At 68.6% G+C, this 25,180-nt stretch carries 19 protein-coding genes and 3 pseudogenes; 10 read left to right on the top strand and 12 right to left on the bottom strand.

Going from position 1 to position 25,180, the window contains the following annotated elements; all coding sequences use genetic code 11:
* Positions 1–43 precede the first annotated feature (43 nt).
* The 4 genes from OG456_RS43970 to OG456_RS43955 all read right to left on the bottom strand — a co-directional run bounded on the left by OG456_RS43970 (position 44) and on the right by OG456_RS43955 (position 3,720).
* Positions 44–1,000 carry an alpha/beta hydrolase fold domain-containing protein gene (locus OG456_RS43970; protein ID WP_266570698.1) on the bottom strand — a complete coding sequence of 319 codons (957 nt, stop codon included), beginning with the start codon at positions 998–1,000 and terminating at the stop codon, positions 44–46.
* A gap of 185 nt (positions 1,001–1,185) precedes the next feature.
* The gene (locus OG456_RS43965) at positions 1,186–2,040 is read right to left on the bottom strand and encodes an alpha/beta fold hydrolase (RefSeq protein WP_266570697.1); all 855 of its coding nucleotides are present in this window, start codon (positions 2,038–2,040) and stop codon (positions 1,186–1,188) included.
* A 117-nt stretch (positions 2,041–2,157) separates the two neighbouring features.
* Positions 2,158–3,396 (bottom strand): NAD(P)/FAD-dependent oxidoreductase, encoded by a 1,239-nt coding sequence (locus OG456_RS43960; protein WP_266570696.1) that lies wholly within the window; start codon positions 3,394–3,396, stop codon positions 2,158–2,160.
* A 36-nt stretch (positions 3,397–3,432) separates the two neighbouring features.
* Entirely contained in the window at positions 3,433–3,720 is a 288-nt protein-coding gene (locus tag OG456_RS43955; protein WP_266570695.1) for a putative quinol monooxygenase, read from the bottom strand.
* A gap of 130 nt (positions 3,721–3,850) precedes the next feature.
* Here OG456_RS43955 and OG456_RS43950 point away from each other — a divergent pair, with 130 nt between their 5' ends.
* Positions 3,851–4,513 (top strand): TetR/AcrR family transcriptional regulator, encoded by a 663-nt coding sequence (locus tag OG456_RS43950; RefSeq protein WP_266570694.1) that lies wholly within the window; start codon positions 3,851–3,853, stop codon positions 4,511–4,513.
* A gap of 393 nt (positions 4,514–4,906) precedes the next feature.
* On the opposite strand, the gene OG456_RS43945 is transcribed toward OG456_RS43950, so the two are convergent.
* Positions 4,907–7,696, bottom strand: a complete 2,790-nt coding sequence (locus OG456_RS43945) for an alpha-L-rhamnosidase (RefSeq protein ID WP_266570693.1) — start codon at positions 7,694–7,696, stop codon at positions 4,907–4,909.
* Positions 7,697–7,730: 34 nt separating this feature from the next.
* Between OG456_RS43945 and OG456_RS43940 the strand changes: the two genes are divergently transcribed.
* The 6 genes from OG456_RS43940 (at position 7,731) to OG456_RS43915 (ending at position 16,385) form a co-directional block, all read left to right on the top strand.
* A complete protein-coding gene (locus tag OG456_RS43940) occupies positions 7,731–8,741 on the top strand; it encodes a LacI family DNA-binding transcriptional regulator (RefSeq protein ID WP_266570692.1) in 1,011 nt (336 codons plus the stop codon).
* Between the two features lie 509 nt (positions 8,742–9,250).
* Positions 9,251–9,817, top strand: coding sequence for a YcxB family protein (locus tag OG456_RS43935; protein WP_266570691.1), 567 nt, complete (start codon positions 9,251–9,253; stop codon positions 9,815–9,817).
* Positions 9,818–10,071: 254 nt separating this feature from the next.
* Positions 10,072–12,336, top strand: a complete 2,265-nt coding sequence (locus tag OG456_RS43930) for a peptidoglycan recognition protein (RefSeq protein ID WP_266570795.1) — start codon at positions 10,072–10,074, stop codon at positions 12,334–12,336.
* A gap of 891 nt (positions 12,337–13,227) precedes the next feature.
* Entirely contained in the window at positions 13,228–13,503 is a 276-nt protein-coding gene (locus OG456_RS43925; RefSeq protein WP_266570690.1) for a hypothetical protein, read from the top strand.
* A gap of 354 nt (positions 13,504–13,857) precedes the next feature.
* Complete coding sequence (locus OG456_RS43920) at positions 13,858–14,064, top strand: hypothetical protein (RefSeq protein WP_266570688.1); 207 nt, start codon at positions 13,858–13,860, stop codon at positions 14,062–14,064.
* Positions 14,065–14,912: 848 nt separating this feature from the next.
* A complete protein-coding gene (locus OG456_RS43915) occupies positions 14,913–16,385 on the top strand; it encodes a neuraminidase (sialidase) (protein WP_266570687.1) in 1,473 nt (490 codons plus the stop codon).
* Positions 16,386–16,551: 166 nt separating this feature from the next.
* On the opposite strand, the gene OG456_RS43910 is transcribed toward OG456_RS43915, so the two are convergent.
* The 5 genes and pseudogenes from OG456_RS43910 to OG456_RS43890 all read right to left on the bottom strand — a co-directional run bounded on the left by OG456_RS43910 (position 16,552) and on the right by OG456_RS43890 (position 21,675).
* On the bottom strand, positions 16,552–18,075 hold the full coding sequence (locus OG456_RS43910; protein ID WP_266570686.1) for an aldehyde dehydrogenase family protein: 1,524 nt from the start codon (positions 18,073–18,075) through the stop codon (positions 16,552–16,554).
* A 54-nt stretch (positions 18,076–18,129) separates the two neighbouring features.
* Complete coding sequence (locus OG456_RS43905; RefSeq protein WP_266570685.1) at positions 18,130–19,428, bottom strand: GAF domain-containing protein; 1,299 nt, start codon at positions 19,426–19,428, stop codon at positions 18,130–18,132.
* 155 nt (positions 19,429–19,583) lie between these two features.
* Positions 19,584–20,180, bottom strand: a complete 597-nt coding sequence (locus OG456_RS43900; RefSeq protein ID WP_266570684.1) for an N-acetylmuramoyl-L-alanine amidase — start codon at positions 20,178–20,180, stop codon at positions 19,584–19,586.
* 60 nt (positions 20,181–20,240) lie between these two features.
* Positions 20,241–20,435 (bottom strand): annotated as a pseudogene (locus tag OG456_RS43895) (acetamidase); the annotation flags it as partial.
* A gap of 82 nt (positions 20,436–20,517) precedes the next feature.
* Positions 20,518–21,675 (bottom strand): transposase, encoded by a 1,158-nt coding sequence (locus OG456_RS43890; protein ID WP_266569877.1) that lies wholly within the window; start codon positions 21,673–21,675, stop codon positions 20,518–20,520.
* A 23-nt stretch (positions 21,676–21,698) separates the two neighbouring features.
* Between OG456_RS43890 and tnpA the strand changes: the two genes are divergently transcribed.
* Positions 21,699–22,127 carry an IS200/IS605 family transposase gene (tnpA, locus tag OG456_RS43885; RefSeq protein ID WP_266569878.1) on the top strand — a complete coding sequence of 143 codons (429 nt, stop codon included), beginning with the start codon at positions 21,699–21,701 and terminating at the stop codon, positions 22,125–22,127.
* 97 nt (positions 22,128–22,224) lie between these two features.
* Here tnpA and OG456_RS43880 read toward each other — a convergent pair.
* Positions 22,225–22,878 (bottom strand): annotated as a pseudogene (locus tag OG456_RS43880) (acetamidase/formamidase family protein); the annotation flags it as partial.
* A 36-nt stretch (positions 22,879–22,914) separates the two neighbouring features.
* On the opposite strand from OG456_RS43880, the pseudogene OG456_RS50625 reads away from it, so the two are divergent.
* Positions 22,915–23,898 (top strand): annotated as a pseudogene (locus OG456_RS50625) (recombinase family protein); the annotation flags it as partial.
* 444 nt (positions 23,899–24,342) lie between these two features.
* On the opposite strand, the gene OG456_RS50620 reads toward OG456_RS50625, so the two are convergent.
* Positions 24,343–24,870 carry a hypothetical protein gene (locus OG456_RS50620; RefSeq protein WP_323136454.1) on the bottom strand — a complete coding sequence of 176 codons (528 nt, stop codon included), beginning with the start codon at positions 24,868–24,870 and terminating at the stop codon, positions 24,343–24,345.
* On the opposite strand from OG456_RS50620, the gene OG456_RS43870 reads away from it, so the two are divergent.
* The gene (locus OG456_RS43870; protein WP_266570682.1) at positions 24,794–24,970 is read left to right on the top strand and encodes a hypothetical protein; all 177 of its coding nucleotides are present in this window, start codon (positions 24,794–24,796) and stop codon (positions 24,968–24,970) included. The genes OG456_RS50620 and OG456_RS43870 overlap by 77 nt on opposite strands.
* Positions 24,971–25,180 lie beyond the last annotated feature (210 nt).

Below are 25,180 nucleotides of genomic sequence, written 5' to 3'. Positions count from 1 at the left end.
CTTGCCTTACGCCCGAGTGAATCTTCCGATGCGTCAGTGAGGCTTATCGGGACAGGAGTATCCGGCGCAGCCAATCGGTACGAGTGGTCAGGGATGCCACGCTCACCCGTGCTTGTGGCGCGAAGGTGGAGAAGCCGTGGAAACCGCCGGCCCACACGTGCAGATCGGCCAGGTTTCCTGCGGCCCACAGTCGCGATGCGAATTCATTGACCTCATCGCGAAATACCTCGGACGAACCGACTTCAAGATAGGTAGGCGGCAGCCCGGAGAGATCGGTGGCGCGTGCTGGTGCCGCGTAGGCGGAAACCGTTGACCGCTCCGCACCCAGGAGGGCGTCCCATCCCATCAGGTTGGAGCCGCGGTCCCACAACGAGGTGCCATCGTAGTCGTGGCTGGAAACGGATTCATTCCGGTCGTCGAGCATCGGTGAGAGCAGGCAGACCGCCAGAGGCGTCTGCATTTTCTCGTCCCGTAGACGCAGAGCCAGTCCGGCCGCCAGCCCTCCGCCGGCGCTTCCGCCCATGAGTATCAGGCTGCTTGGGTCAACGCCGAGCTCAGCCGCATGTTCAACCACCCAGAGCCAGGTACGTCGTACGTCGTTCGCGGCCGCCGGATACGGATCCTCCGGTGCAAGCCGGTAATCGACGGTGATAACCGGCACCTGCAACTGCTCTACCAAGGCTACGAGTTCGTCCGCGCCGCCCAGCCGATGCCCCATCACCATCCCTCCACCATGGATGTAGAACACTCCGCCACCAGCGGCGGGCGACTCCGGCGAAAAGATGGTCACGGCGGATGCGGGACCACTTTCATCACCTGGGACATTGACGGTGCGTGCCGCGACCTGGCGACCGGCGACGAGCTCGTCCAGTCCCGGCACCTGCTGTTCGAAAAGGGACCGCGCGAAGGGGACAACGTGAGCGGGCATGGTCGGACCGTAGGTCTCCATGAACTGCTCGGCCGCGGACTGCAGCTCGGCATCATACGGAACTCGAGTCATAACGTTGCTCCTTCGCATTCGGTGTGAGCCCTCGAGGCTTCGAGTGCTCCTGTGAAGTGACCGTGGCCGCCGGACATGGTGATGGCTCGTCCGACGGCCACGATGCGGGGGTATTCGACGAGGCCGGCTTCGGCCACTGCACCTGACCCCATGTCAGGGAACCGCGTTCACGCGATTCCCTTGTCTCACGACCGAATGAATCGGGCGATGGTCTCGAGGAATTCGTGGGTCTCTTCCACCAAGGGGTTGTGTCCCGAGTTCTCGAAGATGTGCAAGTCCGCGTGGGGAATCCCCTTCACGATCTCTTCCGACTGCGACGGCGGGGTGACCCAGTCGTGCCTGCCCGTGGCGACAAGCGTTGGGATGTGAATGGCGCCCAGCTGTGCACGGACGTCATAGAGGGGAAGTTCGTTCTTCAGGACGTGTTCGGCCACTTCGGGTCCGGCTATGACGCGTGCGTCCACAGCTTCCCTTTCGGCCAGCGGCGGGACCGTGCGGTAGTAGAGGGGGCCGACGACCTCTGCCCACCTGGCGTACCTCTCAGGGGTGATGGTCCCCGCGAACAGGTCCTTGAGCATCTCCATCTGCTCTGCGCTGGCCACCTTCGCAACTTGTTTCATCGAGAGCGCGTGATAGTCGTTGCTCGGTGCCGTGTCGACCAGGATCAGCTTCGACAGCGAATCGGGATGGCGGATGGCGTACTGCAGAGCGACCATGCCGCCGAATGAAGCGCCAAGCAGCACAGGCGCCTCGATACCGAGATAGAGCCTCAGCGCCTCTATGTCGTCGGCCATCTGCTCCAGCGTGTAGGTGCTGACGTCCGCGCGGCCGGATCGTCCTGTGCCCCGGTGGTCGAAGTAGACGATCTGTGCCGTGTCCTGCAGGCCGTCGAGCCATGGCCGGAAATGGCTGTGATCGCCGCCCGGGCCCCCGTGGTGAACGAACAGCACCGGCTTCGGTTCGAGGCTCTTCTCCCTTACGGAGAGGCCCGATCCGACGACATCGAAGAAGAGATCAGTACCGTTGATTTTCGCGAACATGAGATTCCTCAGGAGGTAGTGGTGCGCGATGGGGAAGGGATCTGACGGTCGTTTACGGGTGCGCGATGTAGTCGCCGAGCGGCCGGCCGACGATGCGCTCGAGCCCGCCCGGCGCCGTCACGCCCCAGCGCGCACGGCGACGAATCGTTTCTCGGCCTCGTCGATCGCGGCGATCTGGGCCAGGATCTCGCCGGGAGAGGACTCGCCGGCCACCTTCTGCAGGAAGGGAGTCCGGTCCAGGACTGTGTCCCGCACCCTCTGCAGGGGACCCGGGGTGTGGTGGAAGACCTTCCCCAGGATGTAAGCCTGCTGCACCTGGCGGGCGGTGTGCGGCTTGCGCGGGGCCTCGAAGGCGTCGAGCGCGGCCCGGACGGCGGTGTGGTCGCTCAGGTCGAGCCCGGCCAGTCGGCGGCCCAGGTAGTACCCGTCCTCGGTCGCCATCCCCGCGCCGTAAGCGGCATAGGGGGAGGTCGGGTGCGCGGCGTCACCGACGAGGGTCGCCCGGCCCTTGGACCACTGCTTGAGCGGCTTGCGGTCGCGCAGCACCCAGCGTTGCACGTTGCCCGGCTCGGTCGCGGCGATCAGCTGCGGCAGCGGGGCGGCGAACTCCGCGCCCATCGCCGTCGCGGTGGCGTGCAGGTCGCCGTCGAAGGTGGTGGCGGCGTCGTGTGCGCCCAGCACCCACCACTGGAACCCGTGGCGGCCCTTGTGTCGGATCGAGGTCCAGCTGCCCTGCACCGTCCGGCTGTGGGAGACGATGCACAACCCCCGGTCCGCGACGACGACCTCGTCGAAGGTGAATCCGCCGAAGATGTGCAGGTTGTGCTCCCGCTTGGGCGAGTCGCCCCACAGCGTCCGACGGACCAGCGAGTCGATGCCGTCGGCGCCGACGAGCACGTCGACCTCGATGGTCTTGCCGTCGGCCATCTTCAACCGGACGCCGGTCTGGTCCTGGTCGAAGCTCTCCACCGTGCGGTTGAGCTGCAGGACACCGGGCGGCATCGCAGCGAGCAGCCGCTGGTAGAGCTCCGGGCGCAGCAGTCCGATGAAGCCGCCCCCGTAGTCGGCGACGGTGTGCTCGGGCAGGTTGACCCGGACCCGGGTGCGGCCCTTCGCGGAGCGGAACTCCGAATAGCAGGGGGCGCCCAGGTCGGCGATGTCGACGCCGAGCAGGCCGAGCGCCTTGATCGGCGGCGGCCACAGGTTGAGGATGTTGCCGGCCGGCCGGGCTTGCGGGTAGCGCTCCAGGAGGACGACGTCGTGGCCGGCCTGGTGGACCGACAGGGCGGTGGCCATGCCGGCCGGACCGGCGCCGATGACGGCGACCCGGCCTCGCTTCGTTGCGGGGACGCTCACGGTTCTCCTCGTCGAGATGCAGCGGTGGGGAAGGGATCAGCCGGCGACGGTGTGGAAGCGCATCGTTGGCGTGCCGTCGATCAACGGGCCCGCAGCGGCCAGGAACTCTTGGGTGTGCGGGTGGTCCATGTGCGCATCGAGGGCGGCCTGGTCGCGCCACACCTCCAGGCTCAGGATCACGTCCTCGTCGGCCAGATCGGCGTAGAAGCCGTAGGACTCGCACCCCTGGTCGTCACGGGTCTGCGAGGTGACGGCGCGAGTGGCCGACACCAGGTCGGCACGGCGTCCGGGAAGGGCACGGGCACTGCCGATCACGATCAGCACGACTGTCCTCCGATGGTGGAAGATGGCCAAAGCGTAGTAAGCACTACGGTTAAGCTGAGACGATAGCGCTTGCTACGGTTCTGTCAAGACTGTTCGGCGGCTGTTGCCGCGCATCGGAGGGGACCCATCGGTGACGTCGTCCACATCGGCTGACAACGGCGCTGGCGATCCCCTCGCGATCAGGCCGCCGCTGCAGAGGCGCAGCCGTGAAGCCTGGGCCCGGGTGCTCGACGCCGGGGTGGCACTGCTGGCGGAGGGTGGGTACGAGGCATTCACCATCGCGGCGGTCTGCGACCGTGCCCAGGTGGCGCCGCGCGCGATCTATGCACGGACCGACAGCAAGGACGCCCTGTTCCTCGCTGTCTACGAGCACGGGCTGGCCCGTGTCCGGGCCGACCAGGGGGTCTTCGCCGACGCGGACCACTGGCGGGGCCTGGCCCCCGACCGGCTGGTGGACCGCGCGGTGCGGGCGGTCGCCGGCATCTTCGCCCGGCACGCTCCATTGCTGCGGTCGGTGATCCTCATCTCGGGGGCACACCCGGAGGTCCACCGGCGGGGCGCGACCTACAGCGCCGAGCTCGGCCGACTCTTCGCCGGCGTCCTGCTCGAGGTCCGGGACCACCTGGACCACGACGATCCGGAGTCGGCCGTCCGGGCCGCTTACACCGTCCTGTTCTCTTCGCTCGTCGTTCGCGTGGCCTACGGTCCGGCCATCGCCGGCTCCGAGGCCGACGAGGACACCTTCCTCGCCTCCCTGAGCGACATGGCATGCCGGTACCTGCTGCGGTCGTAGCGCCGCCGGCTGCGCTGACACCGACCAACGCCCAACGCCGTCCTTGATGTCACCCGCCTCGTGCAGAGCCGTGACGGCGACAGCATCGTGGAACGGGGCGGGGTGCGCGTGTGCGGGTGCCAAGCGGTACCGCACGGCGGCTGCGGCTCCGGCGGGCCGGTCACGGCGTGGGAACATCGCCCGGTTCAGTGGTGGTCGCGTCGACGTCTGCGGCAACCTTCTTCGGTAGGACGGTGGCGCGCCGCCCTGCTGCGAGTACCTGGTCGCGTATCGGCTCAGGCAGTCGTGGCGGAACCTCGAAGGCGACCTCCGAAGCGGACGGGGAGCTGTCGGCCGGCGACTTGCCCACCGGAGCCACACCGCCGCCCGCAGTCGTGGCGGAACGGCTGGGGTTCAGCCCTGGCCCCTCTTCTCGGCGCGAGGCCAGACCACCGTGTGCGTACCACTACGGAGCTCCTGCGGGGGATTACCGGTGCCGGTGTGCACGCGCGCGGTGCTGCCTGGGGGAACCGTGACCTCCAATGTCACCTTGCTCTCGCTTGCGACCCAGCTGCTGGAGGCGGCGCCGTAGGGTGTCTGCACCTCGGCGCGGGCGGAGGTCAGCCCGCCGCCCACCAGTGGACAGACGTCGAACACGCGGTAGCCCGGTTCAGCCGGCGACAGCCCGGCGACGTATTCGGTGAGGAAGCCGACCACCGCACCGAAGGCGTAGTGGTTGTGGCTCTCTTTTGCTTCCCCCTTCGTGTTGTATCCGTTCCAGGTCTCCCAGACGGTGGTCGCCCCCTGTTCGACCTGGTACAGCCAGGACGGCGTAGTGGTTTGCAACAGCAGACGCCAGGCAACGTCGGGCCGGCCTGCGTCGACGAGGACCGGCAACAGCATCGGCGTGGAGAGAAAGCCGGTGGCCAGGTGGTCATCGGCTTCCTCGATGAGCGCGACCAGTCGGTCGACGGCCGCGGGCCGTTCGTCATGTTCCAGCAGGCCGAAGGCGAGGGCGCGGACGTAGTCGTCCTGGCGGTCGGTTCCGACACGGCCGTCGTCGTGCAGGAAGGCCGCCCGCCACGCGCTGCGCGTGTGGTCCGCGAGTTCCCGGTAGCGGGTGGCATCGGCGTCGCGGCCGAGGACAGTCGCGATGTCGGACAGAGTGCGCGCGGAGTGCTCGAAGTAGGCGGTGGCCGTCACCGGGCTGTGCCGCATGCTGTCGAGAATCGACGCGGCGAAGCCCTGCCCTGGACGCAGCCACTCGCCGAAGTGAAAGCCGGTGTCCAGCAGGAAGGGGTCGACGTCAGGGTTCGCGCTGCCGCGCAGGCGCCGGTTGATGCGCCGCTTCTCACGAGCCCGGCGGGTCAGTTGATCGACCCATGCGGTCATGCTCGGGTACTGCCGCTCCAGGACGGACCGGTCGCCGTAATACCGGTAGAGCGTCCAGGGCAGCAGTACGGCGGCGTCTCCCCAGCCGGCCGACTGCGCCACCATGCGCATCAGTTTGGCCATTCCTCCGGAGAAGGATGAGACCTCAGCGGGAACGAAGACCGGCACTCTACCGTCGGGCAGTTGCTCTGCGGCCAGATTGCGCAGGTAGCGGCGCAAATATGCTTGGACGTCGACGAACGTGGTGGACGTCGGGGCGAAGACCTGGATGTCCCCGGTCCAGCCGGAGCGTTCCCGGGTTGGACAGTCCGTCGGGGTGTCGGTGAAGTTCGACCGAAGTGACCAGGAGACGTTGCGGCGAAGGCGGACGAGCCGCTGGTCGGAGCAGTCGAAGCCTCCGGCGTCCGGCAACGTCGAGGAAAGAACGATGCCCTCGATGTCTTGGGCACTCAGGTCGCCGGGCAGACCGTCGACCTCGACGTAGCGGAATCCGTGGATGGTGAACCAGGGGGACCACCAGGTTGCTTCGTCGCCGAGAAGGAGCTCGTCGCGCTGGTACCAGCGGTTCACGGGAAGTCCGTGGATGTAGTCGATGTCCAGCTCGCCGTCCTTGCGCAGGACCTCGCTGTGCGTCAGGCGGACGGTGGTCCCGGGTCCTGCGGGAAGTCGGATGCGCACCACGCCAGCGAAGTTCTGCCCGAAGTCGACGATCTGCCTACCCGAAGACGCCCGGCTGATGGTGCGAGGTGAGAGCCGCTCGATTTCGCACACCGCGGGAACGTCCTCGGCGATCAGCGTGCGCCGGTCGTCGAGTACCTCGGCGGGCCCGAACCGGGCTGGTAGTGCGTATGACGTCAGCCAGTCCTCATCGGGTACGCGCAGGTCGACCCGCTCGCCGAACATCGGGTCGGCAGCCCTGATGCGCCCGGTCCCGACCTGCCAGGATCCGTCGCTGACGACCGTGACTGTGCTGCCGTCCTCCAGATCGAGATGCACCTGGACGAGGCCCGCGGTCCGGTCGCCGTAGACGGCCTGCTTCCCGGTGAGCCCGTTGGCCCCGCGGAACCTACCGTCCCCGACCGCCATCGACACCACGTTGCCGCCGGCGCGGAAGGCTTCCGTTACGTCATACGCCTGGTACTCCACGTACTGGTCGAACGGAGTCCAGCGCGGCACCAGCGCCGGGCCCGTGAGGTCATGTCCGTTGACGAAGAAGCGGTACCAGCCCAGCGCGGAGACGTAGGCCCGGCCCCGAACCACGGGTGCGGGAAGATCGACCGTGGCACGCAGGTACAGCACGCGATAGTCGGTCTTCGCCGCAGGAGCGGGCCCGCTCACCCAGCGTGCGGCCCAGCGCTCCGGGTCAAGTACGCCCGTCTCGAACGATGCGTACTCGCTCCAAGGACCGGGATCCTGCTCCGTCCCGGACCACACGCGCACCCGCCACCCGTAGTGCCGGCACGACATCAGCGACGTGCCCTCGTACGTGACACCGAAGGGCTCCGTGCCGGTCACCCGGCCGCTGTCCCAAGCCGGCTCACCCGCGGCGGAACCGTCCCCAGCGGTCACCTGTACTTGGTAGGCGGCTTGGGCCTCGCTCCCGGCAGGCAGCCGCCATGCGAACTCCGGACTTCGACTGCCGATGCACAACGGACTGTCCAGCGTGTCGGTCCGCAGATCTACAGGGGCGCACAGCATGCAGGTCTCCTTCATCGCGCCGAGGAACGTCCTCGTCCCGGCCGTGGACGACACCCCGGTTAAACGTTTCACCGAGGCGCGGCGAGCATAGGCACAATGGGGGCTGGCGGACAAGCAATCCGCCTCGGGCGGTTGTTAAGGGAGACGCATGGCAGCGCGGGCCGAAAAGCGGGTCACCATCAGCGACGTAGCCCGGCGTAGCGGGGTCTCGATCGCCACGGTCAGCTACGTACTCAACGACCGGCCGGACAAGACGACTCCCGCCACCCGGGCCCGCGTCCTCGCCGCCGCCGAAGAACTCGGGTACGTCCCCAATGCGGCTGCGGCCTCGCTGCGCCGCGGGCACAGCAAGATCGTGCTCATCGTCGTCGACCCCACGTACACGGGAGAGGTCAGCGGGCGCACGATCGAGTACATCACCGGGGGCGTCGGCAGCCTCGGCTACACCGTCCTGGTCCACACCAAGACCTCCGAGGCACAGCTGTGTGACACCTTCCGGGCGGTGCAGCCCTTCGGTGTCGTCCTACTGACCTTCGTGTCTGCGGATACTCACACCCGGCTCACGGCGCTGGGCGCCCAACACGTCCTCGGCCTGACTCCACTCGCCGATGCGGACCAGGAGGGCGATCGCTTCTGGGAGCGGAACATCGGGGCTGCCCAGGTTTCCCACCTGGCCGAACGCGGCCACCAGCACATCGGCTACGTTCTGCCCGCCGAGCCTTCACCTCGCCTGTCCGTGGCGCGCAGCCGGCTGAGTGGCGCCATCGACGAGTGCACCCGCCGCGGACTGCCGACGCCGACCACCGTGTCCTTCCGCCTGGACCGCAACGCCATTGCCGGAGGAATCCCGGCGCTGCTCAGTTCCGGGATCACCGCTGTCTGCGTCCACGAAGACCGCATGGGTCTCGCCGTCCTGGCAGCATTGACCGACTTGGGTCTCTCTGCCCCGGCCGACCTGGCGGTGATGGGAGCCGACAACACCCCCGAGTCCCGTCTCGCCACGCCCCAACTGTCTTCCGCGTGGATCCCGGACACCGATTACGGTCGGCATGCCAGGCAATGGCTCAGCGCCGTGACCGCCGGAGAACACGTCGACGCGGCCTCGATGCTGCACAGTGTGCTGCCCCCCGCGCAGGTGGCCCACCGGCAGTCGACCTGAGGGAGCGGGCGAGTGCTGCGCACCCGCACCCTGACGGCAACTGGCGCCGGTACATGTGGTGGCCGACCCTGGGCAACGACGTCTATCACCTCGACGTTGCCGGTGAGCAGCCCCGCCCTGCGCGACGGCATCGACGTCCGCGGCTTCTTCGCATGCTTCGCCCCGCGAGGGCGACGCAACCTAGCGACCCAGCTGGTCCGTGGCTGGTCCGGGACGCGCGCAGATTCGCGGCGAACGGGTCCGGAAGGTTGCTGAATGGTCACGGATAGGGGCTGCGGGGCTGTGGGTGCCTGGAAGGGTAAAGCTCCCTCCAGGCACCCAACTTGAGACTCTAGAAGAACCCAAGTTTCTTCGGGCTGTATGAAACCAAAACGTTCTTCGTCTGCTGGTGGTACACCGCTTCCTTGGAGTCGTCCATCTGGGCCCACTGAGCCAGAGCGTTCGCACCCTGGGATGCGCTCTGACTCAAGTTCGGTAGGATCCGCACTTCTTCGCACCGGGGAGGGATCATGGCCGAGAGCGGCAGTGCCGATGGCACCGACAGCAGCGCGGGAACCTGTGACGATGTCGGGGACGAGCAGACCCCGGTCCAGCTGGTGTACCGGCCCCAGCCTGCCGACACACTGGTCGGCCTGCGGGTCCGCGAGCGGGTCAAGCGGACCGGGCTGGTGCTGCGAGGCGTATTCCTCGCACTGTGGATAGGGCAGTGGCTGCTCGCCACCGTGGGTCGAGGGAGGATCGACGTGGTCTCGACGGTTCTGTTCTTGTTCGTCGTCCTGGTGGTGTGGGGCTACCCGCGGCTACAGGCCGCCAGCGTGCAACGGATCGTCGGATGGCAGGGCGAGTACCGCGCCACCGTGTCTCCGGCCGAGATCACCTGCCGCACCGACCACAGCACATTGGTCCAGAAGTGGTCCGTCTTCCAGGGCTACCGGGAGACGGCAGGTCACTTCGTCCTGCTGAGCCGGGACCCCAACATCATGTACCTCGGTGTCCTGCCCAAGCGGGGCGTGCAAGGGGCCGAGGACCTCGAACGGCTGCGGGCCATCCTGGACCAGCACACCCCTCGCGTGTGACGGACTGCTGTTGGCCCCGTGTTCACCCTGCCCTCCCTCGCCCAACTCCCAGCATTTCCCTGCGACATCACGCCAAGTGACCTCCGTCACCCCGGCCAGTGGCGAGGTGACGTTTACCGGCCGGGCCGCGCTGTCTGAGTGGGCCATCCCCTGTGACGGATGTGCCTCAAGTGACATTCGTATGTGGCCTTTCGGGCCTTCTATTGGGGTGGATCGTTTTGAGTCGTACCTCGCGTGCGTACAGACCGCTGAGCCTGAAGCGACGGGTGTGGATCACGCTCGGCGCGGTGGTGTTGGGGGGCGGGGGTGTGGTGACCTACGCCGTGGCCAGCCCTTCCGAGGATCCCGGAGCGGCGGGCCGGGACAAGCGGCCGGTGAAGGTCTACGACCTCGCGCTGAAGGGCACCACGAGCGGCAAGCGTGAGCTGCCGCGCACGCAGACCAAGCAGTTCTCGATGCTCGGTGTCTCCTGGACCGGGGCGACCAAGCGGCTGCACGGTGGTGCCCAGGTGCGCACCCGCAGCATCGAGACCGGAGAGTGGACCGCCTGGAAGGACCTCGAGGCGAACGTCGACCCGTTGGAGGGACCCGAGTCCGGGGCCGGGGTGCGCGGCGCGTCCGAGCCGCTGTGGGTCGGCCCCTCCGACGGCGTCCAGGTCCAGGTCGTCCACAAGAACGGCTCCACCAGCTCGGGCCTGCCCAAGGGCCTCCAGGTCAACCTGGTCGACCCGGGCGTGGCAACCGACGCCGAGATGAAGGCCAAGCCTGCCGCGTACGTCGCGCCGGCCGTCAGCGACAGCGCTTCGCCCACCGACTCGGTCACGCCCACCGACTCGGTCACGCCCACCGACTCGGTCACGCCCACCGACTCCGCGTCTCCGAGCGACTCAGCCGTCACGTCCGCGCCCGCGTCGCCGTCGGCTTCCGCCACCCCGAGCACGTCCCCGAGCACGTCCGCGAGCCCGTCGGCCACCACTCCCACGGCTCCCCCGTCCACCGTGCCCGAGCCGCCGATCACCTCGCGTGCCGGCTGGGGCGCCGACGAGTCGCTCAGCCCCGACCCGTCCGAGTACAACACCGATGTGAAAGCCGTCTTCGTCCACCACAGTGACGGGACGAACGACTACTCCTGCGCCGACTCCGCGTCGATCGTGCGGGGCATCTACGCGTACCACACCCAGACCAACGGCTGGAACGACATCGGCTACAACTTCCTGGTCGACAAGTGCGGCACGATCTTCGAAGGCCGCAAGGGCGGTGTCGACCTGCCCGTGCTCGGCGCGCACACCTACGGCTGGAACCGGGAATCCGCGGGCATCGCGGTGCTCGGTGACTACACCACCACCGGCGCCACCAACGCCGCGCTGACCTCTGTCGCCCGTATCGCGGCCTGGAAGCTCGGCCAGTACAACGCCAACGCCGACCCGTCCTCGACCGTGAAGCTCACCGCCGGCGCCACGCAGACGAACTACTTCGGCACCAGCTTCACCGCCGGCAGCCAGTACACCTTCAACCGGGTCTCCGCCCACCGCGACGGCTACAACACCCAGTGCCCCGGTAGCTCCCTCTACGGCCAGTTGCCGACGATCCGCGCCTGGGCATCCGGCCCGGTGCAGGGCCTGAAGGTCACCTCGCTGTCCGGCGCCGGTCAGTCCGGGGCGACGTACTACACCAAGGGCGCCATCACGGCGAAGTGGTCGACGACGACGCCGGGTTCGCTGATCTCCAAGTTCGAGCTGCTGGTGGACGGCAAGGCTGTCGCCACCGCATCCGGTACCGCCACGTCAGTGGGCACCACCCTCCCCCTGGGCACCCACACCGTCGCCGTGCGGGCCCTGCACCAGTCCGGCAAGAGCACGACGTCCGCCGCGCTGAATGTCGTGGCGGAGACGACGGTGCCGACCTTCACCACCGCACCGAAGCTCTCCCTGCGCACCGGCACCGTCAACACCAGCGCCGTCCCGGTCACCCTCGGCTGGAAGGCAACTGACAACACCGCGCTGAAGTCCGTGAGCCTCCTGACCCCGGCGACGGCCACCTTCGGCCCGACGACAACCAGCTCCAGCCGCACCGCCGCGTCCGGCACGGCAAGCACCTGGTCGATGAAGGCCTACGACTACGCGGGCAACACCCGTACGTCCTCCGCCTCCTTCACCCCGGTGATTCTTCAGGAGACCTCGGCCACCAAGTCCGGTACCTGGACCACCCGTTCCTCCACGAGCTACCTCGGCGGCAAGTCGTACTCCAGCGGTTCCAAGGCTGCGAGCCTCACCTGGACGTTCACAGGCCGCTCAGCCTCGTGGGTGGCATCGCGGGCGTCGAGCTCAGGGCAGGCGTACGTGTACGTCGACGGCGTCAAGGTCAGCACCGTCGACCTGAAGTCGTCCAGCACCCTGTACCGCCATGCCATCTGGACCAAGACGTGGTCCAGCAGCGCCAAGCACACAGTGAAGGTCGTGGTGGTCGGCACGAGCGGCCGCCCGACGATCACGACGGACGGACTCGTCTACATCAAGTAGCTCCCAGCCCTGCACCACGGCAGCGGCCTTCACGATCAGGTCAACTGATCGGATCGTGAAGGCCGCTGCCGTTTGCGCCCGGAGCTCGGCACGACGCAGATCGTGCCGACGAGGGTCGGGGTGAAGAGGCTGCATGTTCACAGCGGCGTCGGGCACCTGGCTACTTCATGTGGAGGGCGGGGCCCGACGGCGACGGCGCTTATCTGCTGGTCCGCGACTGGTCCGGATCTTGGGAGCTTGAGAGGGGCGCTGCCGTCGGCGCCTGCATCGAGGGCCGCGGTTCCCGCGACATCGCCCGCGCCCACGGCGTCCCGGTCCGGTGTGGCGCATGAGACCGGCCTAGGCCGCGCCGCCCTCGCGGTCCTGCCGGGCTTCACTCTCTCCGGCGACACCTTGGCCTCCCGTCGGCGCTCGCCGTGGAGTTCCACCGCAGAGGCGGCCCAGCACCTCGCGGGGAGGCGAAGGCCGGCCGCCTCCCCGGCCGAACCGCGCCCGGCGGTGTGCGGGGGACCGGCAGGGCGGGACGCCTGCCCGGCCGATCCCAGCAACTGGTCGGCCGAACGGGTCGGCTACCGCGCTTCGCACAGTCGCAGTTGCTCAGCGCGACCGCCCCCGGGTGCCCAGGACGGGCGGGGGAGAGGGTGCGACGCTGGAGTGAGGGGCCCGCGAGTGGAGGTCCGAGTGCGTCTCATTCGGTCCGGGGCCATCTCCTTCGCCCTGTTGACCATGTCCCGGTGCGGCTCAATGGCGGCAACGCAGAACCGCGCGGTCAGTCTGTGAGCCCACCGGCCGGCGGCACCACTCACCGAGCGTCGCCAGGCGGCGTCACCGCGTGGATCCGGCCCGCCAGGACCAGGTTCGCGCGACCAACCCGGAAGGCAGGTGCGTCCCATGCGCACGTCGACCCGTATCGCCGGTGTCCTCACCGGCCTGACCCTCAGCCTCGGCGGTGTGGTCCTCGCCGCGCCCACGGTGCAGGCGGACATCCCCGCCTGCACACAGATGGCCATGCAGGCCGGTGCCACCGATTCCGGCGCCGTCACAGCAGCCTGCAGTCGTGGCGTGGTAGGAGACCTGCAGAGTTGTGTGACCGGGCTGTCCGGGGCCGGAGTGGCGGGCGGCGCCGCGACCGGTGCCTGCCGGGCGGCGGCCCACGAACCGCGTTAGCGGACCGCGCGGCAGCCGGCCGCCGGTACCGATCGGAGGCAGGGTACGGCCCGTCTCCTCCCCGATCCCCGGCCTGCCCGGACACAACGCGGCCCGGGTGGGCAGCCTCGACGCCAAGGACCTCGACGTCGCCCCTCTCCTGCCGACGCGCACGTGGCGTACGTACCGATGCGGCCGGTCGAGGGCGGTGACGTCATGCCTCTCCGGGGCCGGGCCGTCACTGCCCGGGCGCGGCGCCCAACCTCGCCTCGCGGGCCATATGCGGAGCGCCCATGCTGAGTATGAGGGGGCCGTCGTCTTGAGACTCGTCCTTCCCGAAGGCCGGACGGAGGCGCGTGACAGGAGGAGGAAGTCATGCGCATGCGAAGAGTCCTGGGCCTCGCCCTTGCCGCGGCAACCCTTGCGGGCATGGGCGCCGTCGGCACTGTCAGCGCCGCGGCCGCCTCGTCTCCGAACATCACCAGAGACGAGTGCACGGCCGCCGGCGGACAGGTCACGGCACGCCCCTACGCAGGCTACGCCTGCATGATGCCTGACGGGACCACGCAGCCGATCACTTGATCAGCCGGCGCACGGCTGGGCAACCAGCCCGGCCGGAGCACCCGGCGCGCGGTGCGTACGGGGTGACGGCACCCGGTCCACCGTCGGGTGGTTCGCCCGCGCCCGTCTCGACACCGCGGCACTCGCGATGGTGGACGCCGACCGCCTCGAAGCCAAGGCCGTCATCGCGTCGACGCGGTCCGCGACGTCATGAACACCGCGCTCGCCGCCGTCCTGACCAGCATCGGCCACGTCGTCATACGGTGACCGACGACGTCGTTCGGATTTCTTGGCTGTGCAGCGGCCGGGGTGCGGGCTGTGGGGCGTCGCCATACGACGACTTGAACTTTCTCCCGGGAGATGCGCCCGGGGAAGGCGCAGAAGAACGAGCAGCCCCACCGGCCTCGAGCCTGGATGTGCCGACGGTGAGGGAGTCTTCCTTCTGGCGCGGGCGATGATCGCGCCGCTGCCCCATGGAGATGGCCCTTGCCGATGCCCTGACTCATCCCACCGTGCAAGAGGTCCAACAGGTCATCCCGCTCCACCATCCCGTCCGAGCCAAGGCCTACCCCCGCCGACATCGCCAACCGCCACGCGGCCCACGGCCCTCTCCGGGGCCCTGCGAGTCGCCGCGGTAACAGCACGATCAACGAGCCGACCGGCACGGTGCACCGCCGGTCGGCTCCGCCGTGCTCCTCGACGACCCCGGGGAGGACTCCGCCTTTCGGCCCATCAAGGGCACCGGCCACAACGCCGAAAAGGATCAAGCGGAGTCGCCCCACCCCGCGTTCCGGCACGCCTCCGCGCCCCAGGCCGCCCCGATGACGGCGGTCCCGCACCCCGGCCGCCAGGCCCGGAGGAGATCCCGCATGCGCGTCTTTCTGCCCCTGACCGCCGTCACCACCGCCGCGCTCCTGCTCGTCACGGCCACCGGCGCAACTCCCGCCGCAGCAGACCGGAACCCCGACGGCACACCACTGGTCAAGGTGTCCCACGGAGACCCGTACGCGCACTGCACCATCGGCGCGAGGTCCCCCGACAGCATCGTCTACCCGGCCACCGAGGTCGAGCCGTACCTGTCCGTCGATCCGCGCCACCCGAAGCGCGTGGTCACCGTGTTCCAGCAGGACCGCTGGAACGACGGCGGCGCCCGTGGCCTGGTGGCCGGCTGGACCACGGACGGCCACACCTTCCACCGGAGCACACTGCCCTTCAGCCTGTGCGCCCCCGGCGGCGCGGACTTCGAACGGGCCTCCGACCCCTGGGTGAGCACCGGACCGGACGGTACCGTCTACGCAGGCGGGGAGGGCGTCGACTTCACGAAGAGCACGCGCAGCGCCCTCCTGGCCGCCACGTCCCGCGACGGCGGCCGCACTTGGCGGAACCTCACCACCACGCACGTCGACGAGGAGCCGTTCTTCAACGACAAGCCCTCACTCACCGCTGACCCCATCCGCAAGGGCACCGCCTACCAGGTCTGGAACCGCCTCGACAATGATCCGCCCGGCCCCAGCTCCCTCGACGGTCCCGGCTACATCTCCCTCACCCGCGACGGCGGCCGTACCTGGAGCAGGGCCCGGCAGTTCGTCGATACCAGCACCGTGCCCAACACACAGACCATCGGCCACCAAATCGTCGTCGACCGGCACACCGGCACCCTGTACGACTTCTTCGACCGGATCACCTTGACCGACGACCTGAGCACCGTCGTCGAAGCCCACTACGCGATGGTCACCTCGACCGACGCAGGAAAGACCTGGAGCGCCCCGGTCACCGTGGCCCGGGACACCTCCGTACCGGAGGTCGACCCGAACGACCCCACCAAGCTGTTGCGCGCCGGGTCCACCCTGCCCAGCCCGGCCATCGACCCCAAGACGGGCACGCTGTACATGGCCTACGAGGGCGCGGACTTCTCCGGTGGCAAGTTCGACTCCGTCCAGCTCGTGCGGTCCACCGACCGCGGACGCACCTGGGGGAGCCCGAAGCTGATCAGCCCGAAGAGCGTGCCGGCCTTCTCCCCGTCCATCGCGGTCGACGAGCGGGGCACGGTCGCGCTCACCTACTACGACCTGCGCTTCCTCAAGCCGGGCAACACCACCACCCTGCCCACCGCCTACCAACTGGCCACGCTGCCGCACGGAAATTCGAAGCGCCGGACCGAACGGCGGATCTCGCGGGTCTTCGACTGGCTGCAGGCGCCGTTCGCCGGGGGCTACTTCCTCGGCGACTACCAAGGCCTGGTGGCCGACGGCAAGGGGGTACGGGCGGTGCTCACCGAGACCCACTCCGGCGCGCCACACAACCGTACGGACGTGTACACCAGCAGTCTCCGCACCCGCTGACCGACGCGGACGCCGTCGGCCGGCCCGACAGCCGACGGCTGCAGACAGGCTGCTGCTGCCGGTGATCCGCTCGGTTCTCGCTCCGAGCGAGTCGAGCGAATCGAGCGAATCGAGCCAAAGGCGCCTGCCGGGCAAAGGCCCAGGGCAGGCGCCTTTTCTCGTGCCCCTAGAAGAAGCCGAGCTTCTGGGCCGAGTACGACACCAGCAGGTTCTTCGTCTGCTGGTAGTGCTCCAGCATCATCTTGTGGTTCTCGCGGCCGATTCCCGACTGCTTGTAGCCGCCGAAGGCGGCGTGGGCCGGGTACGCGTGATAGCAGTTCGTCCAGACGCGGCCCGCCTGGATCGAACGGCCCGCCCGGTAGGCCGTGTTGATGTCTCGGGTCCACACGCCCGCGCCGAGGCCGTACAGCGTGTCGTTGGCGATCTTGATGGCGTCGTCGTAGTCGGCGAACGAGGCGACCGAGACGACCGGGCCGAAGATCTCCTCCTGGAAGATCCGCATGCGGTTGTTGCCCTCGAAGATCGTGGGCTGGACGTAGTACCCGCCCGCCAACTCACCGTCGTATTCGATACGCTGACCGCCCGTCAGGACCTTCGCGCCCTCCTGCTGGCCGATGTCCAGGTAGGAGAGGATCTTCTGGAGCTGGTCGTTGGACGCCTGGGCGCCGATCATCGTGTCGGTGTCGAGCGGGTTGCCCGGCTTGATGGCCTCCGTGCGCGCGATCGCCGCGTCGAGGAACTCGTTGTAGTGACCCTGCTGGATCAGCGCACGCGAGGGGCACGTGCAGACCTCGCCCTGGTTGAGGGCGAACATCGTGAAACCCTCGAGGGCCTTGTCGCGGAAGTCGTCGTCCTTCGCCCACACGTCGTCGAAGAAGATGTTCGGCGACTTGCCGCCGAGTTCGAGGGTGACCGGCTTGATGTTCTCGGACGCGTACTGCATGATCAGCCGGCCCGTCGTCGTCTCGCCGGTGAACGCGACCTTCGCCACGCGCGCGCTGGACGCGAGCGGCTTGCCCGCCTCCACGCCGAAGCCGTTGACGACGTTCACGACACCCGGCGGCAGCAGGTCGGCGACCAGGCTCAGCCAGTAGTGGATGGACGCCGGGGTCTGCTCGGCGGGCTTGAGGACGACCGCGTTACCCGCGGCGAGCGCCGGGGCCAGCTTCCAAGTGGCCATCAGAATCGGGAAGTTCCACGGAATGATCTGCGCCACGACACCGAGCGGCTCGTGGAAGTGGTACGCGATCGTGTCGTCGTCGATCTCGCTGAGCGAGCCCTCCTGGGCGCGCAGGGCACCCGCGAAGTAGCGGAAGTGGTCGATGGCGAGCGGGATGTCGGCGGCGAGCGTCTCGCGGACCGGCTTGCCGTTCTCCCAGGTCTCGGCGACCGCCAGCTTCTCCAGATTCGCCTCCATCCGGTCGGCGATCTTGAGGAGGATGTCGGCGCGCGCGGTGGGCGACGCACGGCCCCAGGCGGGGGCGGCGGCGTGCGCCGCGTCGAGGGCGCGCTCGACGTCCGCCTCGGTGCCCCGGGCGATCTCCGTGAACGGCTTACCGTTGACCGGACTCGGGTTCTCGAAGTACTGGCCGAGGGCCGGCGGCACGTACTCGCCGCCGATGAAGTGGTCGTAGCGGGACTGGTAGGAGACGACTGAGCCGTTGGTACCGGGCGCTGCGTAAAGGGTCATCTTGGCTGGCCTCCCGTGCGAGCCGCCCGCCGTTGGGCAGCTTTCGCACGGAGGCTAGGCGCGCGGACGTTGCAGATACGTTGCGTACGACGTCGGGGAGCCGGGCACGGCCTGCTCCGCGTCGAGCTCCCTGAGACGGGCCAGCACGGGCGGCGCGGGACGCACCGAGGCCAGCGCCCGCCACACGTCGAGGTCCTCCTCACCCCACGGTGCGTGCGCCCAGTCCGCCAGCAGGTCGGGGTCGCCCCGCGCGATGAGCGCGGCCCGTATCGCGTCGGTGAGCCTGCGCCGTATGCGAACGACGGCCGGAGCCTGCGAGCCGGGCAGCAGCGGTCCGCCGAACACGGCGGCGGCCGCCGTCACCGCACCCGTCCCCAGGCGCCGCTCGACCGTCCCGAAGTCGGACTCGACGGGGGAGGCCAGGCGGTAGGGGCGCGAGCCGAGGATGTCGGGGCCGAGTACCCGGCGCAGACGCGCCAGTTCGGCCCGCAGCGTCACGGGTGTGACCGACTCGTCCTCGTACAGCGCGCACAGCAACTCGTCGCCGGTCAGGCCCTCCGGGTGGCGGGCCAGCAGGACGAGGATCTCGCTGTGCCGGCGGCTGAGTCGGATCTTGCGTCCGGCGCTGGTGATGAGCAGGGCCTCGTCCCGGCCGAGCGCGGTGAGCCGGAGGCTGTCCGCGTCCGAGGGCGGGGGTGCGAGCAGCGCGAGCTGGGACTCCGCCGCACGGGCCACCGCCTGCACGAACGCAAGGCTGTGCGGATGGGCCAGCCCGTCCCCGCCCGTGATGTCGACGGCGCCGAGCAGCCGCCCCGAACGCGGATCGTGCACAGGGGCCGCCGCGCAGGTCCACGGCTGGACGCGCCGGATGAAGTGCTCGGCGGCGAACACCTGGACGGGCCGGTCGACCGCCACGGCCGTACCCGGCGCGTTCGTCCCCATCGCCGTCTCCGACCAGCACGCGCCCGGCACGAAGTTCATCGTCCCCGCCCGCTGCCGGGTCGTCCGGTCGCCCTCGACCCACAGCAGCCTGCCGTGCGCGTCGCACACGGCGAGCAGATGCTCGCCGTCCCGGGCGAACGTCCCCATGAGTTCACGGAACAGCGGCATGACCCGGGCCAGGGGATGCTCGGCGCGATACGCCCCGAGATCGCCGTCGCTCAGCTCCACCGACGCCGACGCGTCCGGGCTGACGCGCGCCCCGGCGGAGCGCCGCCAGGAATCGGCCACCACGGAGCGCACCGGCCGGGACACGGTCCCCGCGGCGGTGAACGTCTCGTGCGCGCGGCGCAGGACCCGTACCCGCTCGGACGGATCGGTGCCCGGCTCCAGGGCCACCCATGGATCGGTCAAGTCGGCCTCCCCGGCGGGCGATGCGGCGGTGCATCGCTGTGGGGACATCGTCGCGCCGGGGACGCATACGGACAAGCGTCCCGACACTGATCCGCACGGATGCGTCACAGTGCGTGCGCGCCGGGCAGGCCGAACCCGCTGCGGTCCGCCGCTCCTCAGGCGAAGTTGACCATTCGGATGTAGCGGGTCCAGTCCCAATACGGTCCCGGGTCCGTGTGGTCCGTGCCGGGGACCTCGGAGTGCCCGAGGATGTGCGCGCGGTCCATCGGAATGCCGTACTTGGCGCAGATCGCTGCCGTGAGGTTGGCGGACGACTGGTAGAGGGCGTCGGTGAAGTACTCCGGCTGGTCGACCCAGCCCTCGTGCTCGATGCCGATGCTGCGGGTGTTGTAGTCCCAGTTCCCCGCGTGCCAGGCGATGTTGCGCTCGCGGACGCACTGGGCGATGTGGCCGTCGGACGAGCGGACCACGTAGTGCGCGGAGACCTGCTTGGCCGGGTTCTGGAAGATGGCCAGGGCGTCGGCGTACGTCTCCTGGGTGACGTGGATGATCACGTAGTTCAGGGGATAGCTGGTGGGGCGGCTGGACGCCGTGTAGTTGGAGGTGCTGGCCGGGACGGACTCGGCGCCCGGATAGTCGACGGCCTGCGCTCCGGCGGAGGCGCGGGCGCCGGGAAGCAGCGCTGCGGGCACGGCGGCGAGGGCGCCGGCCTGGAGTAACCGGCGCCGGCTCGGAAGTGGCCTTCGGTCCATGACGGGTCTGCCTCTCTGGTGGGGGCGATGGGGCAGGGCTTTGTCAACGAACATGTGTCGTCAGAAGGTGCGGTGGTCCGGGCGGGGGAGCGTCGCGGCGACGTCCCTCAAGTGCGCGTGCAGCCCACGGTGGGTGTCCCGTGCCGGCAGCCATTCCTTACGGAGCTTGGCCACGCAGGTGTAGTTCGTGTCGCAGACGTTGGCGAGCGGGGACTCGACGGTCTGCGAGGCGAACTGGTACGCGTCGAGCTCAGTCAACTTGACCCGGCCCTAAAGGACCGGGCTTGGAGGTAGTGCCCGGCTGGCTGCCGGGTTGGCTCCTCCGTCCAGACACCCGCTATGGGGTGGCAGGGACGCGTGACTCACGCCCCGCAGTCCACACAGCAGCGCCGCGTGCGGCGATGTTGTGGGAAGCGTTCCGGTCTGCGTGGGCAACGATCCCGCAGTTCCGGCAGATGAAGAGACCTTGACCGACACGGTTGCGCTTGTCGGTGTGGCCGCACTCGCAGCACATCTGCGAGGTGTACGCGGGATCGACGTACACCAGCGGCACACCGGCGCGCCGGGCCTTGTAGACGATGAAGTCTCCGAGCTGGGAGAAGGCCCAGGAATGGAGCGTGACCCGTTGCGGCTTGCGGAGCCGTACCCTCTGCCGGATGCCTGTGAGTTCTTCCAGGGCGATACCGGCCGAGGTGCGTTCAGCCTCGGTCACAATCGTCTTCGCGATGACGTGGTTGGTGTTCTTGGCGTGCCGCTGCTCGCGGCGCGAGCGTTCCTTGAGCCTGCGCTTGGCGGACTTGGTTCGCTTCTTCTGGAGTTTGGCCCGCAGCGTTAGCTGCCGCTTGCGGTACCGGTTGAGGCCGCGCCCGGCGGCCTGGTAGCCGGTGGACGTGGTGGCGATGTTGGCGATGCCGAGATCTACGCCGACGAAACCGTCCGGCTCGTACACGTCGGGCTCGGGTACCTCGCACGTGGCGATCAGGTAGAACACGCCGTCACGTTCGATCAGGTCGGCTTCGCCCTTGCGGAACTCGCGGAGTGTCTTGAGCGACTTGGCCGAGCACAGGAACCGCACACCTTTGAGCCGACCGGCCGTCGTCCAGATGCTCACGGTCTGGGCGTCGTACTGCCACGAAAGGCACCGGTCGTCGTACGGCTGAGCCGCGTTCGGCCGGAACGTGATCGGCTTCGACTCGGCCTTGATCCGGCGCTTACTGCCGGTCTTGCCGAGGTTCCCGGCGCGGATGTTCGCCTTCAACGTGGTGTAGGCGTCACGCGTTTTCTTGATCACGTGTTGTGCCGCCTGAGCGCCGAGCCCGAGTTCCTTGAGCTGCGCATAGGTGTGCTTGCGCAGCTCGTACTCACGCGGAATGCCGCGCTTGAACGCCACCCGCGACACCCAGCACGCGGCCTCGTTAACGGTGCGCAGGGTCGCCGACAGCGCGGCGGCCTGGTCGGCCTCCGGTATCAGCTTCACCTGCGTCACGATCTTCACAAGACGGATCGTAGCATTGATCTATGTCACCTCGATGGGAACCAAACCCCAACATCCGCAGGGGCCGAAGCGTCGTTCATACCCTTCACGCCCACTTGGTCTTCACCCCCAAGTACAGGCGCGGACCCTTCACAGACGAGATCCTCACGCGCTGCGAAGAGGTCATGCGCGCCGTCTGCGCCGACTTCGAAACCGAACTGGTCGAGTTCAACGGCGAACGCGATCACGTACACCTACTCGTGCGCTACCCACCGAAGGTGGCCGTGTCCCGGCTGGTCGGATCCCTCAAGGGAGTCTCTGCGCGCCGACTCCGCCAGGAGTTCCCGGCCCACATCCGCAGGTACCTATGGGGCGCGCACTTCTGGTCGCCCTCCTACTTCGCCGCGTCGTGCGGGGGCGCTCCGTTGTCGATCATCAAGGAGTACATCGAGAACCAGAAGCGTCCCGACTGAGGCAGACAGCGCAGACCCGTGCACCAGCGCGGGTCAGAGCAGCCCAGAGAAGCGATTCCTCCTGGGCGTGAACGCCCAGGGTTCCTCGCTAGAACAAGCTGAAGCCGTAGTCGCGCTCCAGCCAGCGCACCAGGTCGAGTTGGGATGTCCGGAACGCGTCCTCGAGGGGCCGCGCCGACCCCGTCGAGATGATGTGCGTGTCGGACTCGATGCGCGGCCACGGTGTGGCGACGCCCTTGAGGAGCTCGACGATCACGACGGTCCGCATGGCGCACTCGACGGCGACGCCGCACGTCTCGCCCTCGCCCTGCCGCGCGTGCCCGTCGCCGAGGCTCAGCAGCGCACCCTCGACATTCACCCCGAGATAGCAGGTGACGCCCGCGCGCATCTCCGGCGAGTCCATGTTGCCGCCGTGCGCGTCCGGGACCAGGGCCGAGCGGACCTCGAGGTTCGCGGGCGCCACGCCGACCGTTCCGTGCATCGGGTCCATCGGCAGCTCGACCTGGAGGTCGCTGTCGTGCGCGGTGAACCGGGCGGTGCGTCGCTCCCGGTCGAGGTGCCACATCCATACGACCTCGGGCGGCGGCGGCTGGAGTGTGGCCGTGGTGTGGGTGGACGTGAGCGCGCCGAAGAGCGGGACCGTCGTGGAGGCTGCCCAGTCGCGGGCCGGTTCGACGGACACGAAGTGCACCGCGACCGTGTCACCGGGTTCGGCACCCTCGATGTGGAAGGGCCCGGTCTGCGGATTGAGGGACCTTAACCGACCACGGGGCATAAGGTCGCTCCCATGAAACTAGGGGTGGTAACCGGCATGGCAACTCACGCCGGAGTGTACGCGCGCCAGTCAGAGCGCCGGAAGAACGGGAGTGAGGTCTCCACCGGGGACCAGCTTCACCACGGCATAGAGCGGGCCCGCCAGTTGGGCGCCGTCCGCATCGCCACGTATGAGGACGTCGGCGTGTCCGCGTACTCCGGGGTGGAGCGCAAGGACTGGGAGCGGCTCATGGCCGACTGCCGGGAGGGCCGCATCAACGTCCTCATCGTGTACTACATCTCCCGCCTCTCCAGGCTGGAGGTCATGGACGCAATCCCCATCGTCACGGAGCTACTGAACAAGGGCGTAAAGATCATCTCCATCACGGAGGGTGAGTTCGTCCGGGACAACATCATGGACTTGATCCATCTCATCTTCCGCCTGCACGCCGCACACCAGGATTCCAAGAACAAGTCCGTGGCCGTCCGCTCCGCCCTGGCCACCGCCAAGTCCCTGGGTGGCTGGACCGGTTACGCCCCCTACGGCTTTGAGACCCACGACGCCGTGGAGGAGATCAAGGGCGACGACGGCCGGACACGCGCCATCGTCGTCCGCAAGCTCCGGCCGTCCCAGGAGGAGATCAAGACGGGCCTCACGCACATCTGGGCCCCCGTCCTGGAACACATGGGCAAGCGGGTCTCACACGGAGCCAAGCGCAACCCCGGCTCCATCGCTGGCATCACGACGAGCATGAATGAGACCCTCGTCCCCACCCGGGGCGCGAAATCCGGGAAGGGCGAGCGGGCCAAGTCCCAGTGGGACCGCAACACGGTCACGCGCATCCTCCGGGACCCCCGCTGGTGTGGCTACGAAGCCGAACCGGTGTACTCCGATGCCCCCAAGCCCCGGGTCACGGCGTACCGCATCAAGCGCGATGAGGATGGCCAACCCATCCGCCTCTGGGCCGACTGGGAGGCCCCGGTGTCCACGTCCGACTGGTGGCGTGTCCAGGAGTGGTTGGACGGCAGACAGGCGGACAAGGGCAACTCCAAGGAGGGTGTCCTCCTCACCGGCATGGGAGTCCTCTACTGCGCGTGCGACCGGACCATGACCAACTCCGAACCGGGCAGTGGCAAGGCCCGCTACCGGTGCAACAAGGCCCAGCGGGTCAACCCCGTCCACGCGGGAGTCAACGACCTCATCCGGGAGAACCTGGATGACTACGTGGCCAACCGGATCTTCGCTCTCATCCGGGCCGCTGAGGACGATGAGGATGCGCTCCTGGTCCTGGATGAGGTCACCAGAAGGTACGCACGGACCCAGGAGAACCCAGAGACGGCCGGGGAGCGGGACCAGGTCCTCACGGAGCGCGCTGAGGTACGCCAGGGCCTGGAGGACCTGTACGACGAGAGGGATGCCGGAGGGTTCCGTACGGACATCGGCCGTCGCCGGTTCCTCAAGTCAGAGGCGGGCCTGGCTGACCGTCTGGAGGCCCTGGACCGACGCATGGCGGAGCTGGAGGAGGCCAGCACTCCCAGGCTTCCTATCGGCCAGTGGCAGGCGTGGGACGAGAACCCCACGGGAGACGGGAGCTGGTGGGCGCGTCAGACCCTGGAGGAGCGCCGTGAGTTCGTTCGCCTCTGGGTCAAGCGTGTGGTGGTCCGGCCAAACCGTGTGAGGGGGACTCCCGACCCAATCCACACACGAGTAGAGATCCAGTGGAACCAGCCGACTGAGGAGCTGGGCATGGTTGCGTGATGCACACATGGCCTGTTCCGTGGTGATCATGTTCAACGCTGTCAGGATCGCTGAGGGACTGACAAGGGCGCTCGGGTGGAGGCCGCGCGCGGCGTACGTCGATACGGAGCCGGCCGCGGGCAGTTCGCGTGCCAGCTCGGCCACGCACGACGCCGTGAACAGGCAGGCCACCAGCGTGATCAGCACGGACAGCGGCAGACTGCCGCCCGCGAACGCCGTACCCGCCGGGATCGACGCGGCGACCGCGGCCGCCGGGGCCATCGCCGTAATGCTCTGGAACAGGACCCCGCGCAGCCCGATCGCCCCGCGCAGCAGCCCCGTTCCGTTCTGAACGCTTGCGCCCGACACCTGAATCCCCCGATCCACGTGGACGCGCCACCGCGCCGAGGCGGTGGCGTCCCGCGTGAATTACGTTAAGGGCCTTGGCGGTTGGGGCGGAAAAGGGCGCGGCGCGCCTGTGGATAACTCGCCGGTTGTCACCTTCTCGGCCGTAAGCGATCGAGGTTGTTCGTTCTGAATCGTTTACGCGTTGTCGCGCTCC

Origin of the sequence: Streptomyces sp. NBC_01446, assembly GCF_026340095.1 — a bacterium.
Taxonomy (GTDB): Bacteria; Actinomycetota; Actinomycetes; order Streptomycetales; family Streptomycetaceae; genus Streptomyces; species Streptomyces aureus.
The sequence above is the reverse complement of the archived record's forward strand: the minus strand, read 5'-3'. Positions and strand labels throughout refer to the sequence as shown.

Bases quoted from the DNA above. Each gene is read 5' to 3' on its own strand.
- OG456_RS43970 (WP_266570698.1), bottom strand. From the start codon at position 1,000: ATGACTCGAGTTCCGTATGATGCCGAGCTGCAGTCCGCGGCCGAGCAG.
- OG456_RS43965 (WP_266570697.1), bottom strand. From the start codon at position 2,040: ATGTTCGCGAAAATCAACGGTACTGATCTCTTCTTCGATGTCGTCGGA.
- OG456_RS43940 (WP_266570692.1), top strand. From the start codon at position 7,731: ATGGCAGCGCGGGCCGAAAAGCGGGTCACCATCAGCGACGTAGCCCGG.
- OG456_RS43935 (WP_266570691.1), top strand. From the start codon at position 9,251: ATGGCCGAGAGCGGCAGTGCCGATGGCACCGACAGCAGCGCGGGAACC.
- OG456_RS43925 (WP_266570690.1), top strand. From the start codon at position 13,228: ATGCGCACGTCGACCCGTATCGCCGGTGTCCTCACCGGCCTGACCCTC.
- OG456_RS43920 (WP_266570688.1), top strand. From the start codon at position 13,858: ATGCGCATGCGAAGAGTCCTGGGCCTCGCCCTTGCCGCGGCAACCCTT.
- OG456_RS43915 (WP_266570687.1), top strand. From the start codon at position 14,913: ATGCGCGTCTTTCTGCCCCTGACCGCCGTCACCACCGCCGCGCTCCTG.
- OG456_RS43910 (WP_266570686.1), bottom strand. From the start codon at position 18,075: ATGACCCTTTACGCAGCGCCCGGTACCAACGGCTCAGTCGTCTCCTAC.
- OG456_RS43900 (WP_266570684.1), bottom strand. From the start codon at position 20,180: ATGGACCGAAGGCCACTTCCGAGCCGGCGCCGGTTACTCCAGGCCGGC.
- tnpA (WP_266569878.1), top strand. From the start codon at position 21,699: ATGTCACCTCGATGGGAACCAAACCCCAACATCCGCAGGGGCCGAAGC.